General features: G+C 48.3%; 14 protein-coding genes and 1 tRNA gene. 7 read left to right on the top strand and 8 right to left on the bottom strand.

What is annotated here, in order from left to right; translation table 11 throughout:
• Positions 1-722, top strand: a 722-nt coding sequence (locus T500_RS0114110; protein ID WP_028908644.1) for an IS110 family transposase, incomplete at its 5' end; no start/stop codon positions are given.
• A 158-nt stretch (positions 723-880) separates the two neighbouring features.
• On the opposite strand, the gene recR is transcribed toward T500_RS0114110, so the two are convergent.
• From recR to yihA, 3 genes are read right to left on the bottom strand one after another with little or no spacing between them, the layout of a single operon-like run.
• A complete protein-coding gene (recR, locus tag T500_RS0114105) occupies positions 881-1,498 on the bottom strand; it encodes a recombination mediator RecR (RefSeq protein ID WP_036909217.1) in 618 nt (205 codons plus the stop codon).
• Positions 1,495-3,330 (bottom strand): ribosomal protection-like ABC-F family protein, encoded by a 1,836-nt coding sequence (abc-f, locus tag T500_RS0114100; RefSeq protein WP_028908642.1) that lies wholly within the window; start codon positions 3,328-3,330, stop codon positions 1,495-1,497. Before abc-f ends, recR begins: the two co-directional genes overlap by 4 nt.
• A complete protein-coding gene (gene yihA, locus T500_RS0114095) occupies positions 3,330-3,932 on the bottom strand; it encodes a ribosome biogenesis GTP-binding protein YihA/YsxC (RefSeq protein WP_028908641.1) in 603 nt (200 codons plus the stop codon). The genes abc-f and yihA overlap by 1 nt, the downstream gene beginning before the upstream one ends.
• A gap of 168 nt (positions 3,933-4,100) precedes the next feature.
• Between yihA and rho the strand changes: the two genes are divergently transcribed.
• Positions 4,101-6,077 carry a transcription termination factor Rho gene (rho, locus tag T500_RS0114090; protein ID WP_028908640.1) on the top strand — a complete coding sequence of 659 codons (1,977 nt, stop codon included), beginning with the start codon at positions 4,101-4,103 and terminating at the stop codon, positions 6,075-6,077.
• Between the two features lie 3 nt (positions 6,078-6,080).
• The gene (locus T500_RS0114085; protein WP_028908639.1) at positions 6,081-6,521 is read left to right on the top strand and encodes a low molecular weight protein-tyrosine-phosphatase; all 441 of its coding nucleotides are present in this window, start codon (positions 6,081-6,083) and stop codon (positions 6,519-6,521) included.
• Here the strand turns inward: T500_RS0114085 and T500_RS0114080 are convergent.
• The 5 genes from T500_RS0114080 to T500_RS0114060 form a co-directional block, all read right to left on the bottom strand.
• The gene (locus T500_RS0114080; RefSeq protein ID WP_028908638.1) at positions 6,510-7,043 is read right to left on the bottom strand and encodes a hypothetical protein; all 534 of its coding nucleotides are present in this window, start codon (positions 7,041-7,043) and stop codon (positions 6,510-6,512) included. The two genes, T500_RS0114085 and T500_RS0114080, sit on opposite strands and share 12 nt — an antisense overlap.
• A gap of 213 nt (positions 7,044-7,256) precedes the next feature.
• Positions 7,257-7,652, bottom strand: coding sequence for a hypothetical protein (locus tag T500_RS0114075; RefSeq protein WP_028908637.1), 396 nt, complete (start codon positions 7,650-7,652; stop codon positions 7,257-7,259).
• A 7-nt stretch (positions 7,653-7,659) separates the two neighbouring features.
• Positions 7,660-8,961 carry a tRNA lysidine(34) synthetase TilS gene (gene tilS, locus T500_RS0114070; protein WP_028908636.1) on the bottom strand — a complete coding sequence of 434 codons (1,302 nt, stop codon included), beginning with the start codon at positions 8,959-8,961 and terminating at the stop codon, positions 7,660-7,662.
• Complete coding sequence (locus tag T500_RS0114065; RefSeq protein ID WP_028908635.1) at positions 8,951-10,126, bottom strand: class I SAM-dependent rRNA methyltransferase; 1,176 nt, start codon at positions 10,124-10,126, stop codon at positions 8,951-8,953. Before T500_RS0114065 ends, tilS begins: the two co-directional genes overlap by 11 nt.
• Positions 10,104-10,757, bottom strand: a complete 654-nt coding sequence (locus T500_RS0114060) for a 3'-5' exonuclease (RefSeq protein WP_028908634.1) — start codon at positions 10,755-10,757, stop codon at positions 10,104-10,106. The genes T500_RS0114065 and T500_RS0114060 overlap by 23 nt, the downstream gene beginning before the upstream one ends.
• 89 nt (positions 10,758-10,846) lie before the next feature.
• Here T500_RS0114060 and T500_RS0114055 point away from each other — a divergent pair, with 89 nt between their 5' ends.
• The 4 genes from T500_RS0114055 to T500_RS0114040 all read left to right on the top strand — a co-directional run bounded on the left by T500_RS0114055 (position 10,847) and on the right by T500_RS0114040 (position 15,574).
• Positions 10,847-13,288: an FtsK/SpoIIIE family DNA translocase gene (locus T500_RS0114055; RefSeq protein WP_028908633.1), complete on the top strand. Its 2,442-nt coding sequence runs from the start codon at positions 10,847-10,849 to the stop codon at positions 13,286-13,288.
• Between the two features lies 1 nt (position 13,289).
• Entirely contained in the window at positions 13,290-13,886 is a 597-nt protein-coding gene (locus T500_RS0114050; RefSeq protein ID WP_028908632.1) for a LolA-like putative outer membrane lipoprotein chaperone, read from the top strand.
• 16 nt (positions 13,887-13,902) lie between these two features.
• Positions 13,903-15,387, top strand: a complete 1,485-nt coding sequence (locus T500_RS0114045; protein WP_028908631.1) for a DUF5687 family protein — start codon at positions 13,903-13,905, stop codon at positions 15,385-15,387.
• Positions 15,388-15,501: 114 nt separating this feature from the next.
• Positions 15,502-15,574 (top strand) — tRNA-Lys (locus T500_RS0114040).
• Positions 15,575-15,588 lie beyond the last annotated feature (14 nt).

The following is a 15,588-nucleotide window of genomic DNA, read 5'->3' as shown; positions in this document are numbered from 1 at the left end:
ACTTTGCTCGTGCAATGCTATCTACCGTCAAAACGGATGAGATAGATGCCCGTCTGATTGCTCTCTATGGAGAGAAAATGCAACCTGCGCCATACAAGCTCCGCAGTGATGCCATTCTCACCTTAAAGCAGAAGCGTACAGTCATCCGCCAGCTCAAGAAACAACTCATTGCCACAAGGAACCTCAAAGGCTCCATGGAGGTGCTGCCGTTCTTTGATGCCAAGTGCAAGAAGTCTATTGACAAGACCATTGCTTTCCTTGAGAAGCAGATCAAAGACCTAGAAGAAGATCTTACATCTCTTGCCAAATCTGAATACAAGAAGCAGATGGATTTACTCACCTCTGTAAAAGGCATAGGTATAACGCTTGCAGCTGCACTCATCATGGCCACTGGCGGCTTCACTTACTTTGATAATGCCAAGCAACTCACCCGTCATTTGGGATTGTCGCCGACTTATCAGCAGTCCGGTACTTCAGTCAATTTCAAAGGTCACATCAACCGCAACGGGGACTCTTCTTTAAGGAGTCAGCTCTATGTGGCAGCATTCGCATCTCTGAGATGCAACACTGAATGCAGAGCCTGTTATGACCGTTTGCGGTCTAATGGCAAGCCTGGAAAAGTCGCTGTCATAGCTGTGGCTAACAAACTCATCCGTCAGGCTTTTGCCGTTGTCACTCAGGAGAAACCCTATGTTGATGGTTACATATCTTCAAAAAAGTAACTCCTGAATTTTTCCAAAGTGCATCAGGTTAGAAAATCTTATACCAGAAAACACCGAGGGGTGTGGGGGCGAGAAGCCCCCATGAGAGGGTACGAATCAGCACTAAGTGCTAATTATCGTTAACTATTTTCATTTTCTTTATTACAGTTCATATCTTCCTATTTTTCTTCAAACAATGTTCGGTTTGTAATCGATCGGCCCAGCGTAACCTCGTCGGCATATTCCAGCTCGTTGCCCACGGCTATACCTCGGGCAATCACACTTACCTTTATGCCTGTAGGTGCCAGCTTGCGATAGATGTAGAAATTGGTGGTGTCGCCCTCCATGGTTGGACTCAGGGCTAATATCACCTCCTGTACCATGCCCTCGGCCACACGCTGTATCAACGAGTCGATCTCGATGTCGGCTGGACCCATGCCGTCCATGGGCGATATCACACCGCCTAGTACGTGGTACAGGCCGTTGAACTGTTGGGTGTTCTCAATGGCCATCACATCCTGTATGTTCTCAACCACGCATACCGTTGTTTGGTCGCGACGCTGGTCGGCGCAGATGGGACAGATGTCGGTATCGCTGATATTGTGACACACCTTGCAGTATTTTACGCCACTCTTCAGCTCGTTTACAGCCGCAGTAAACTGTGTTACGTCGCTATCGTCCTGGCGCAACATCCAGAGCACCAGGCGTAGGGCGGTTTTCCTACCGATGCCAGGCAGTTTAGAAAACTCCTGTACGGCCTTTTCGAGCAGTTGCGATGGGTATTGTTGTTGTATCATATCTCCGAAAGTTCCAGCCAGCGCATGCTCTTCTCGTCGAGTTCGTCGTTAAGCACGGGCAGACGCTTGCTCATTGTTGTTATTTCGTCAACCGATGTGGTGCCACCACAAAGGGCTTCTTCTATCTGTTTCTTCTCGGCCTCGAGTGCCTCGATGTCCTTTTCCAGCTGCTCCAACTCGCGTTTCTCCTTGTAGGTAAGCTTTCGCTTACCGCTGCTGGCGACATCGCCAGCTGTGGAGCTAGAGGAACTAGCAGGGCTAGAACTTCTAGCTTCCCTGGAATCTTTTCCAGCGCCCGATCGGGCGCTTTTGGGCTCGTTGGGTTGTAGTTTCTCCCATTCGCGATACTGTGTGTAGTTGCCTGGAAAATCCTTGATGTCGCCCATGCCTTTAAATACCAGCAGATGGTCAACCACCTTATCCATAAAGTAGCGGTCGTGACTTACCACGATTACGCATCCGGGGAAGTCCTGTAGGTATTCCTCCAGTATTTGCAGGGTAACAATGTCGAGGTCGTTCGTGGGCTCGTCGAGCACCAGGAAGTTGGGATTCTTCATCAGCACCGTGCAGAGGTACAGCTTGCGGCGTTCGCCACCGCTCAGCTTATACACGTAGTTGTGCTGCTGCTCGGGTGTGAACATAAAGTGCTGCAGAAACTGCGAGGCTGTTAAGTGCTTGCCACCACCCATGTCGATATACTCTGCAATATCTTTTACCACATCGATAACCTTCTGTGTATCATCAAAATGCAGACCCTCCTGCGAGAAATAACCGAAACGTACGGTGTCGCCAATATCAAACTTTCCGCTATCGGGGGCCACCTGGCCTAACAGCATTTTTATAAATGTAGATTTGCCTGTGCCGTTATTGCCCACGATACCCATTTTCTCGAAGCGTGAGAAGTTGTAATAAAAATCCTTGAGTATCGTCAGCGGCTCAGCATCGGGGCGCTCAAAGGCCTTCGATACGTATTGGCACTCAAAGATTTTCGAGCCGATATATACGTTTCGCGATTTCAGTCGCACCTGTCGCTCCTCTATGCGCTGCTTGGCTATCTTTTCAAGTTCATAGAAAGCTTCTTCGCGGTAACGGGCTTTATGGCCACGGGCCTGAGGCATGCGGCGCATCCACTCCAATTCGGTGCGATACAGGTTGTTGGCGCGTGCTATCTCGGCGCGACGGTTATCGATACGCTCCTGACGTTTCTCTAAGTAGTAACTGTAGTTGCCGCGATAAGTATAGACGGTTTGATCGTCGAGCTCCAGAATTACTGAGCATACGCGGTCCAGGAAGAATCGGTCGTGTGTAACCATCAGCAGTGTTTTGTTGCCGCGGTTCAGGTAGCCTTCCAGCCACTCAATCATTTCCAGATCCAGGTGGTTTGTTGGCTCGTCCAGTATCAGCAGGTCGGGGTCGGTAATCAGTACGTTGGCCAGTGCCACGCGCTTCTGCTGGCCTCCGCTCAGCTGGCGCATAGGCTGCTCCAGATCGCGAATCTTCAGTTGTGTCAGCACCTGCTTGGCCTTCAGTACCTTCTCGGGGTCGCCCTGGTGATTAAAGCACGCATCCAGCACACTCTCGTTAGGGTCGAACGCGGGACTCTGCTCCAGCATACCCACACGCAGGTCGCGACGGAAGATAATCTCGCCTTCGTCGTAACCCTCTTTACCGCTCAGAATAGATAGCAGTGTACTCTTGCCGGTACCGTTCTTGGCTATCAGTCCTACCTTTTGTCCTTCGGCTATCGAAAAGCTTAAATCGCGAAACAGCACTAACGATCCAAACGACTTCGTCAGGTGCTGTACGTCTAAGTATGGATTTTCTTTCGCCATTATTCATTTAAACCTTTATTAATTTCCTCGATATAATCAAGTACCTCGTCGCGGCCTTGTTTCTTTTCCGATGAGGTAACAAAAATTGGGGGTAGCTCCTCCCATGTTTCGCTCAGCACCTTTTTGTAGGCATTCAGGTTTTGCAGCACCTTGCTGGCGCTCAGTTTGTCGGCCTTGGTAAATATAATGGCAAAAGGCACACTGCTGGTACCCAGCCACTCTATAAACTCAAGATCAATCTTCTGTGCCTCCAAGCGTATGTCAATCAGCAGAAACACGTTTACCAGCTGCTCGCGCTGCAGTATGTAGCCGTTAATCATCTGCTCCAGCTTCTGCACCTCTTTCTTCGAGCGTTTGGCAAAACCGTAGCCGGGTAAATCTACAAGGTACCACTCGTTATTAATAATAAAGTGGTTAATGAGCAGCGTTTTACCGGGGGTAGCGCTGGTTTTAGCCAGATTTTTCTTGCCGGTAAGCATGTTTATCAGGCTCGACTTACCCACGTTCGAACGACCAATAAAGGCGTATTCGGGCTTGGTATCCTTCGGACACATCGACTCCATCGGAGCACTTAATGTAAATTCGGCTTTCTTAATTTCCATAAGTTATATCAATTTTGGGTGCAAAGATACGAAATTTTTCCGAAAAAGTTTGGTGGTTCGCAAAAATATGCGTACCTTTGCAACGATTTTTCTAATCAGTGCTTCCGTTCGCGAAGCATTTCCACAAAATCTTTTCAGAATCATAAATGTAATTTAAGTACATATTGTATGTATACAAAAGAAGAATTAGAATCTATGGACATACCCCAGCTTGTGGGTATTGCCGACGAGCTTGGTATTAAGGTTTCGCCCGACGACCAGCTTACTGACGTGGTGTATGCCATACTCGACAAGGCTGCCGAACAGAGCGCCACTGCCGCCGAGGATTCGCCCAAACGCAAGCGTACACGTATTGCAAAAAAAGATACTAGCAAAGTTTATACAGTAAACGGCGAGGACGGTGAGAATCTTGACTCGAAGAGCAACCGTACCCGCAAAAAGGCCGAGCAGCCACAGCTGTTTGCCGATATGCCTGCTGCCCCCGCAGCCCCTGATGAGGCTGCAGCCGAAGAAGCACCTAAACCTAAGAAGCGCGGACGTAAGAGCAAGGCAGAGAAAGAGGCCGAAGAGGCAGCTGCACGTGCTGCCATTGAGGCTGCTGCTGCCAAAGCTGCAGCCGAGGCCGAGGATTTCGTAGTACCCGAGGCTGCCCAGTTTGCCGTTGGTGCCGATGATGCCGACGACGAGGTTGCACCTAATGCAATCGAGCAGCTGCGCGAAAAAATGGCTGCAACTAAGGTTGCCGCCCCCGAGCCAGAGTTTGAGCCCGAGGCCGAGCCAGAGCAGGCACCTGTAGACCAGGAGACTGCCCCCGACCCAATGACCGACGAGGTTGATGAGAACGGCGTCTGGATGGGTGACCCAGGTGATGGTACCGATTTTATTACTATCCTTGATATCCCCATTGAGGACCAGAGCGCTATACCTACACTCGATATGTTCGATCGTCCTGTAGTGCCCGTTGCTACCGATCAGCCCGTAATCAATCGTAATGTCGTTCCCAGCTCGCAGCCACGCTACGACTTCGCCGACCTGATTGATGCAAACGGCGTATTGGAGATTCTTACCGATGGCTACGGATTCCTGCGTTCTAGCGATTATAACTACCTGTCATCGCCTGATGATGTATACGTATCGCCCCAGCAGATTAAGCGTTACGGTTTAAAGACTGGCGACGTGGTGGAGTGTACCGTTCGTCCACCACACGAGGGTGAGAAATTCTTTGCTATGACTGATGTTAAGAGCATCAACGGTCGTCACCCCGACGAGGTCCGCAATCGTGTAGCTTTCGAGCACCTTACACCACTGTTCCCCGAGGAGAAGTTCACCCTTTGCGGTGATCGTGCCACTACCAACCCATCGGTTCGTATTGTCGATCTCTTCTCGCCAATCGGTAAAGGTCAGCGTGCCCTGATTGTGGCCCAGCCTAAGACCGGTAAAACCGTGCTCATGAAGGATATTGCCAACGCCATTGCCGCCAACCACCCCGAGGCTTATATCATGATGCTGCTCATCGACGAGCGCCCTGAGGAGGTTACCGACATGGCCCGCACCGTAAATGCCGAGGTGATAGCCTCAACCTTCGACGAGCCTGCCGAGCGCCACGTAAAGATTGCCGGTATCGTGCTCGAAAAGGCCAAGCGTATGGTAGAGTGTGGTCACGATGTAGTTATCTTCCTCGATTCAATCACCCGTCTGGCTCGTGCTTATAACACCGTAGCACCCACTTCAGGTAAAATCCTTACCGGTGGTGTGGATAGCAACGCCCTGCAGAAGCCAAAGCGTTTCTTCGGAGCAGCTCGTAACATCGAGGGTGGCGGTTCGCTCACCATTATTGCTACCGCTCTGGTTGATACCGGTTCTAAGATGGACGAGGTTATCTTCGAGGAGTTCAAGGGTACAGGTAACTCTGAAATCCAGCTTAACCGCTCGCTGGCCAACAAGCGCATCTTCCCAGCTATCGATATCGTGCTGTCTTCAACACGCCGCGACGATCTGCTGCTTGATGATACCACACTTAACCGCATGTGGATTATGCGTAAGTTCATTGCCGATATGAATCCTATCGAGGCCATGAGCACCGTTCGCGATCGCTTGGTAACCACCCGCACTAACGAGGAGTTCCTCCTGTCGATGAACGGATAAATGATGAAGAAGATTCTTTTCGTTTGTCACGGAAACATCTGTCGCAGTCCGATGGCAGAGTACGTGATGAAATACCTAGTAGAACAGGCGCAGCTGACCGATCAGTACATGATCGCGTCAGCTGCAACTTCTACCGAGGAGATTGGCAATCCCGTATATCCACCCGCACGCCGCAAGCTGGCCGAGCACGGCATCAGCTGTAACGGCCATGCCGCCCGCCAGATGACCCGCGCTGACTATAGTCGTTACGACCTGCTTATAGGCATGGATTCTGCCAATCTACGCAATATGACTCGTATAGCCGGTGGCGATCCCGAAGGTAAAATCCGCCCCCTACTCTACGATAAGGACGTTGCCGACCCATGGTACACCGGCAACTTCGAAGCCACCTGGCAAGACGTCCTCCGCGGCTGCCAAGCGCTGCTCGATGAGTTACCAGATTAATTGTGAATCGTCATAATACACTATCGAAAGTCGGTAGTGCGCATCGTTTCCCTTAGCCGTATAGGTTTGGCAAGATTTTGCATCAAAAAATTGCAGTCGTCTCATATATAGTAGATTGTGTGTTGTTTCTCTAACCCAGAATGTGCTTTCGGTGTTGATTTTCATTGAAATAGATTCGAACTGATTAAGCAACTCCTGATTGTTGCGGATGATTGTAAGTACCTCTTCTACTTCGCTTGCTTTCGGGAAAGGAAAACTGTAATAATTGGTGTCATAAAACAGTTGTTCAACATCGTCTTTCACAAACGGCAAGCCATCAACTATATTAAGGAACGTTGCAGGTGTTTTGCCCAGAGTCTTTACTAATATGCCTGGCTTTCCGTTAGATGCTTTGCGAATGCATATATATCGCGACGAGACAAACTCCTTATATGCAGTCGTGCGATTTTTCTTCAGCATTTTGTCGATGCGCTGAAGAGTTACGATTTCACCGGTTTCCCAGTCGGTTGTCATAGGTTTCATACGTGTATTATAATTTTGTTAATATTTCATTTTTGTGCTCGAGGTTAAAGTTCGGTATAGAACATGAGCATTAATCCGCATTCTTAATATAAGTCCGCTGCAAAGGTACAAAAAAAATAACGAGACTCCAAAAGAATCCCGTTGTTTTTATAAAATTTGTTAGAAATTCTCCTAAACAACTCTTGTTTGATGGCTATTTGTAATACTTTGTGGTCAGTCTTTCTTAAGAAAGTCTAATGGATTTATTTCCTCAAGTTTCTTTTTAATGAACTGGCGGGCCTGGTCCTCGTCGAGGGTGTAAACGTGATTAAACACGCCTACGGATACCATGATGAACTCGCCATTGTAATCTACAAAACCAAGACTATAAAAACGGTGGTCGCGAACCATAAAGCTGGTGTTCAGAAACTGATTAACGGCAGTGGTGGCGGCAACCGAAGCTATCGAGCCCAATGCACCATCGATATTGTTATCGCGCAATTCGGCACTTACAGCGCCTTTCATTACCGATTGAATGGCATCAACATGTTGCTGACGATCGGGCGTGGTGGCCATTAAACCTAATGCAATGGCGCCTATAATCACCAAAAAGATAACTAACTTTTTCATAACCTATCTAAAAAGTAACTGTTATTCGCAATACGTTTGTGGTTTCTTTGCTCACACGGAAACGGTTATCGGTGCGGCGACCAATTAGCCACATAATGGCGCCTGTGGCATCGGTTACTACCTCCTGGTGGCGTTTATCCAAGATACTGACCTTCTGGTCGGTAAGATAGTCGCTCACCAGTTTGCTGCCTTTCATACCAAAAGGTATGAATCTGTCGCCCTGCTCTACAAGGCGCACCGTGAGCGGGAACTGCACCTTATCGGCATCAAGCGTAGCCACATAGGGCTCACGCGATACGGTGGTATCGGTGGTTATCTCGAACTTAAAGGCCGTTTGGTCTTCGTCACGATAGGTACCTGTCTCGGGTATTTTAAGCGGTTTAATCGGATCTACAATAGGCTCAACCTCAAAGAATTCGCGATCAACCACTAACCTATGTGTTGCCGAAAGAAATTCACGCCCAGTCTCGTTCATGCTATCGAGTATCTGTTCGGTTTGCGTAGAGTTAAAGCCAAAAGGCGACAGCCACTCGTGAAGTATCGACGGCATTGACAGTGTTATGTCTGAATCTTTGTAGAATTTATTATCAGATATAAAGTTATCTTTATAATCTTCGATTTTCTTATTATATACCTCCTCGGCCTCGCGCAGGTAATTGGCGGTTTTATAGATGTTGGCCATAGCGCCAGGGGCGATATCTTCGAGAAGCGGCAACACCATAAGACGAATTTTGTTACGCAGCACGTCGGCCTCGAGATTGCTTGAATCGGTAACGAAGGCTTGTCCGATGGAATCGAGATATTGTAGGATCTCCTGTCGATCAATACACAATAATGGACGGCGCACGATATCGTTCTTAGGACGGATGCCTGTAAGACCATGTATGCCAGCACCACGTGACAGGTTCATCATCAGCGTCTCAACAGCATCGTCGCGATGATGGGCGATGCACACGTCGTTAGCTCCGATATCCTGACAAAGCTGACGAAAATATCCGTAGCGCAAATCGCGCGCAGCCATCTCAATACTTACTTTATGTAGTGCAGCATATTCTTTTGTGTCGAAATGAATTACGTGAAGCGGAATATCGTGCTGCTTACAAAGGTTACGTACAAACTGCTCGTCGCGATCGCTCTCTTCGCCACGTAAACGGAAATTACAATGTGCAGCCTCGATTCTATAGCCCAAATCCTTTAAAATCAAGAGCAAGGCTACTGAGTCGGCCCCACCGCTCAGTCCTACCAAATGCAGGTCGTAGCGATAAAGAAGCTTCTCGCGCTCAATAAACTTTCTAACCTTATTCAACATACAACACTAGTCCTTTCAGATATTCGCCCTCGGGATGATAAATGTTAATAGGATGGTCGGCTGGCTGGTGCAGCTGGTGCAGAATGCGAACCTTGCGGCCGGCCTGGGCTGCAGCTGTGAATACGGCATTGCGGAAGTGATCCTTCGTAACCACCTGTGAGCAGCTGAATGTAAAGAGTATGCCGCCTGGCTGAATCTTCTGGAAAGCCTTGTTGTTCAGGCGGGTATAACCCTTAAGTGCATTGTGCAGGGCACCACGGTGCTTGGCAAATGCTGGTGGGTCGAGAATAATCAGATCGTAATTATTGCCAGCCTGCTCAAGATACTTAAAGGCATCTTCGCAGAAGGCCTCGTGGCGGTTGTCGCCCTCAAAGTTAAGGGTTATATTGCGGTTGGTAAGCTCGATGGCCTTAGCGCTGCTATCTACCGAGTGTACCAGTTTGGCGCCGCCACGCATGGCGTAAACCGAGAATCCACCGGTGTAACAGAACATATTGAGCACGCTCTTGCCGGCCGAATAACGCTCGAGCAGCGAACGGTTGTCGCGCTGGTCAACAAAGAAACCGGTTTTCTGTCCGCGCAACCAGTCTACGTAGAACTTTAAGCCATTCTCGAGTGCCACGTTATCCTCGCTGCCTCCATATACAAAGCCGTTCTCCATGTCGTCCATAAACGGCAGTGTGGTTTCGCTCTTGTAATATACATTATCAATACGGCTGCCCATTACCTTTACCAGTTGCTCGGCTATCTGCTTGCGCTGCAAGTGCATGCCAATGCTGTGAGCCTGCATAACGGCGGTGCGGTCGTAAACGTCGATAATCAGTCCTGGCAGGTTGTCGCCCTCGCCGTGTACCAAACGGTAGGTGTTGTTCTTTGGATTGTCGGCAATGCCGATGGATTGGCGCACTTTAAGTGCCGAGGCCAGTCGTGATGCCCAAAAATCGGCATCGATATCAACATCGCGGAACGAGAGAATACGTACGGCGATAGAACCCATCTGGAAGTGACCAACAGCGATGAAATCGCCATGATTGGTTAAAACGCGAACCAGGTCACCATCCTTCAAATCTTCGTCGGCCTGTGCAATGGCGCCCGAGAATACCCATGGGTGGAAACGCAATAAACTCTCTTCCTTACCTCGCTTAAGATATAGTTTCTTCATTATTCTTAGTTGTTATTTCTGGTACGATAACCAGTTGATAATCATTATTTTCAATCATTCTTTTAAACTCGTTATAAAGCTGTACGCAGGCCCACGCATCGGTGGCTGCATAGCGCTTCTGATGGTCGTCGAGCACGTCGCGCTCCCAGTTGGTTAGCTGCTCGCGTTTGCTGATGCGCTCGCCAAATACGTTGGCGTAGAGCTTAGCCAGACTCTGATCCTCGATACCAATCTTTCGGGCCATATCCTGCAAATCAACAAACTCGCCCATTTCAAAATCGCCTAACTGGTGCAAGCCTAATGCATCGTTTCGCCATGCCAGGCCCACCTTGGTTACGGTGTTGTCGGCTAGCAAGCGTTTAACAGCAGGGCAAAGACCTATGTGATTCAAACGGAATAGGAAACAGCAGTTGTTGGTTGAAACCTGCAGCAATGAGCACTTGTGATGTACGCCCTTTTTAAAACTGGGGCGAGTTTCGGTATCGAACCCAAGCACGGGTTGAGCCAGCAGGTAATCAACTGCCCGCTCGGCTTCGGCTTGCGACACCACTACCACAATCTTTCCGTCGAAACAGGCACGTGGAAATTGCGAAATTGCCTTCTTATCTACCTTGTTTTGTATTAACTTTTTCATTTCTGCGTGCAAAATTATAAAAAAAATCCCGATTTATGATGAAATATGAGCGATTTTAGCTACTTTTGCACGAAAATATCATAAACTATATGAAGAAAGGAAAGAAAAAGACCTCAAACAACGAAAATAAAGAGCGCTTGAGTTTTATACTCGGTGCAATCATATTTGGTATATCTATCTATCTGTGTTTTGCATTCGTGTCGTACTTTACTACAGGTGCGGCCGACCAAACCCTGATAGAAGAACCTCGTGCCGGTGAGTTGATGAACGAACACCATGAGTTTGCCAATACCTGCGGATCGCTTGGTGCTTATGCGTCGTGGTTCTTTATTAAGCATTGCTTTGGTTTGCCAGCATTCCTGATACCGGTACTGCTGTTTGTAATAGCCATCCACCTGATGAAAGCTTATCGTGTAAACCTGCTTAAGTGGGCACTCGCGTCGATGCTGCTCATGTTATGGGCATCGGTAGCACTGGCTACATTCCTGGAGCCATTGTTTGCTAACGCCAGCTACAATCCTGGTGGCGATCACGGTTTGTATATTAGCAGTTTTATTGGTAACTTGGTGGGGGCTCCAGGTCTCACAGCCTTACTTGTTCTGGTGGCTGTGGCATTTCTTACCTACTTCAGCGCTGCTACGGTTATCTTTATCCGCAAACTGCTTAACCCCGCCATCTATTATAATAAGGTAAAGTTTACCGTTAACAAGGGCGGTGAGCAGACGGATACTAATGAGTATGAGGACGAGGAAGCCGAGACATTGGTATTTGATGACCCCGCCAAGCAGGAGGTTATATTCGACGATAATGGCGGTGCTGTTGTTATCGACGAGGGCTACCAGAATGAGGATATTAATATAAAGGAAGGTCCGATGCCTAAGCCTGCCAAGCCCGAGCCTAAGCAGCCCGAAGCTGCAGGCGAGATTGAGATGGTGGTTGAAGAGGCTAAGGGCGACACCGAGACTGCTAATGCCAAGACAGTGGCCGATGCAGTGGAGAGCAACGAGCCTTACGATCCCAAGCGCGATTTGGAGCACTACAAATACCCCACCCTCGATTTGCTGAAGAAATACGATAACGATGGTAAACCCTATATCGATATGGCTGAGCAGAATGCCAACAAGAACCGTATCGTGGATGTGCTGCGCACCTTTGGTGTAGAAATCAGCAGCATTAAGGCTACCGTAGGTCCTACCATTACACTTTACGAGATTACACTGGCACAAGGCGTTCGTATCCAGAAGGTGAAGAACCTTGAGGATGATATCGCTCTGAGTCTGGCTGCTCTCGGCATTCGTATCATCGCTCCAATGCCTGGTAAGGGTACGGTGGGTATCGAGGTACCAAATGCCAAGCCATCAACCGTATCGATGGAGTCGATCCTGAACTCAAAGAAGTTCCAGGAGTCGAAGATGGAGTTGCCTTGTGCTATCGGTAAAACGATTACCAACGAGGTGTTTATGTTCGATTTGGCCAAAGCGCCACACTTGCTGGTGGCTGGTGCTACTGGTCAGGGTAAGTCGGTTGGTTTGAACGCCATCATTACCTCTTTATTATATAAGAAGCACCCAGCCGAGCTGAAGATTGTGCTGGTTGACCCGAAGAAGGTGGAGTTCAGCTTCTACGAGCCTATCTGCAATCACTTCCTGGCACAGGTGCCCGACGAAGAGGCCGATCCTATTATTACCGACGTAACCAAGGTGGTACGTACCTTGAACTCGCTGTGTAAGGAGATGGATACACGTTACGACCTGCTGAAGGTAGCCCGTGCGCATAACATCAAGGAGTACAACCAGAAGTTTACAGCCCGTCAGCTGAATCCTAACAACGGTCACCGTTTCCTGCCATACATTGTGGTGGTGATCGATGAGTTCGGTGATCTGATTATGACTGCCGGTAAGGAGGTTGAGCTGCCTATCGCACGTATCGCCCAGCTGGCACGTGCCGTGGGTATCCACATGATTATCGCTACCCAGCGTCCAACAACCAATATCATTACCGGTACCATCAAGGCTAACTTCCCAAGCCGTATCGCCTTTAAGGTTTCGGCTGGTATCGACTCAAAGACTATTCTCGACCGTACAGGTGCTCAGCAGCTGATTGGTCGTGGTGATATGCTGGCGCTGGTAGGCGGTTCAGAGCCTGAGCGTGTACAGTGTGCCTTTGTGGATACACCCGAAGTTGAGCGTATTAACGAGTACATCAGCGAGCAGCAGAGTTACGGCGCACCATTCGAGCTGCCTGAGCCTGATATGCCTGAGGCAGATATGGGCGACGGTGGCGATAGAGATGTGGATATGGCTCATCTCGACCCATTGTTCGACGATGCTGCCCGACTGATTGTTATGAACCAGAGTGGTTCTACATCACTCATACAGCGTAAGTTCGCTATCGGTTATAACCGTGCTGGCCGACTGATGGACCAGCTCGAGAAAGCCGGTGTGGTAGGTGCCGCCATGGGTTCGAAACCTCGTGAGGTACTGATTCAGGATGAAAATAGTTTGAATAATCTTTTAAATAGTTTACGATAAAATGAAACGATTAAGCATGATGCTGGTTGCTGCGCTACTGGCTGTAGGTGGCTATGCGCAGTCGGCAAAGAGCGTATTGGATAAGGCTGCTGCCACCATTACTGCCCCACAGGGCGTAAAAGCAAACTTTAAGATGAATGCCACTAGTGGCAGTACCAGTGGCACCATCGCCATCAAAGGTAAGAAGTTTTATGCCACCACACCTCAGGCCACCGTATGGTTCGACGGTAAAACACAGTGGACCTATATGAAGAATAACGACGAGGTGAACGTGAGCAATCCTACCGAGGCTCAGTTGCAGGCTATCAATCCCTACAACTTTATCAATCTGTACAAGCGTGGTTATAACTACACTATCAACACAGCTGGTAAGGATTATGTGGTACATCTGCTGGCCAACAGCGGTGAACGCAAAATCAAGGAACTGTTTGTTACCGTTGATAAGAAGAACTATCAGCCCAAGCAGGTAAAAATGTTACAGGGTAAGAAGTGGACCACCTTCGATATCACCAATATTAAGAAGGAGAAGCTGGCCGACGGTCAGTTCCGCTTCAACTCAAAAGACTTCCCCAAAGCCGAAATCATCGATCTTAGATAAAAACAAAACTTAAACAATGAACAAATTTCAACTGTACCGACTTCTTCGTAAGAACACTAACCTGAGTTATAAACGTAGTCCTGCTTTCGAGCAGAATAAATGGGCCAAGCTACTTATTTATTTAGGTGCTGGTATGTTTGCCTTTTACCTTATTATGTATGGTTGCATACTGGGTATGTCAGCCAAAGGTGAGGCGGGCATGATGCTGGCTTTTGCGCCCTTTTATATGGCCATTGATTTCCTGCTGCGTTTCATCGTGCAAACCACACCTGGCATGATGGTTAAACCTTACATTCTGCAACCTATTTCGCGCTATACCGCCATCGAGTGTTTCTTGATTGGCGAGCACGTGAGTGGCTACAACCTGCTGTGGCTTTGCATGTTTGTACCCTACTCTATCATCCTGCTGTTTGCTGGCGAGAGCTTCGGGCTGGTACTGCTCGAATTGGTAACCTGCGAGTTGCTCATGGTTCTGAACAGTCAGATTTATCTGTTTTTCCGTACGCTGATTAATCGCAGTGTGCTGTGGCTTATTCCTGGTTTGGTGTTCTACGCTCTGCCATTTACACCGCTGATGCTGTCGCCAAAGGACGACACCTTCGATAAAATGTTCGATATAATTATTGCTCATGGTTTGTCGTGGTACGCCCTGCCAATTGTGCTGCTGGTTATTTGCGGTTTGTTCTTTGTAAACCGTCACATGCAGTTTATCTTTGTGTATGAAGAAATCTCGAAGAAAACCGAGCGTGCACTCAAGCATGTGTCAGAGTTCGCATTCTTTAATCGCTTCGGATTGATTGGCGAATATCTCAAAATCGAGCTTAAGTCGAATATCCGCAACAAAACCATGCGCACACGCTGCATCTATAGTCTGTGTGCCGTGATTGCTTTCTCGCTGCTGGTGGCTTATACCACTCTTTACGACAGTGAGCTGATGCAGAACTTCTGGTGTCTGTACTGCTTTGCCCTTTATGGCGTTACAGCCCTGATTAAGATTATGGGCCAGGAAGGTAACTATATCGAGCTGCTGATGATGCACCGCGAAAACATCATCGCCTTGCTGCGCGCCAAGTTCATATTCTATAGCGCCGTGCTCATTATTCCCTTCGTTATCATGCTACCTGCTGTGTTCACTGGCAAGTACACCATACTGATGTTGTTTGCTTACATGTTGCTTACGGCCGGATTCCTGCATTTCGTCATCTTCCAGCTGGCAGTTTACAATAAGCAGACCTTGCCCTTGCAACTCAAGGTAACAGCCAAGGGTAACTTCGAAAATGGTATGCAGTTGGTCATCGAGTTGTTTGCACTTTTTGGTCCTGTGCTCATTACTGGTCTCGGATATTTGTTAGTGGGTCTTACATATACCTATATTTTTATGTGTATTGTGGGTTTGGCATTCATAATTGCACACCCCATTTGGATTCGCAACATTTACACCAGAATGATGAAAAGAAGGTATGAAAACCTCGAAGGATTCATGAATACACGCGATTTCTAGGCTTTTTTTGAGTTTTTTGAAAGAAAATCGCGAAAATGTTTGGTGGTTTCAAAAAATAGTCGTACCTTTGCACCCGCAATTCAGCAAGAGAGCTGATACAAAGCAAAAAATGATGCACCCGTAGCTCAGTTGGTAGAGCACCTGACTCTTAATCAGGGTGTCCAGAGTTCGAGCCTCTGCGGGTGTACTTTTTGCAAGAAA

The organism is Xylanibacter ruminicola Ga6B6, from assembly GCF_000687715.1.
Classification (GTDB): domain Bacteria; phylum Bacteroidota; class Bacteroidia; order Bacteroidales; family Bacteroidaceae; genus Prevotella; species Prevotella ruminicola_B.
This window is presented reverse-complemented; position numbering and strand designations above follow the sequence as displayed.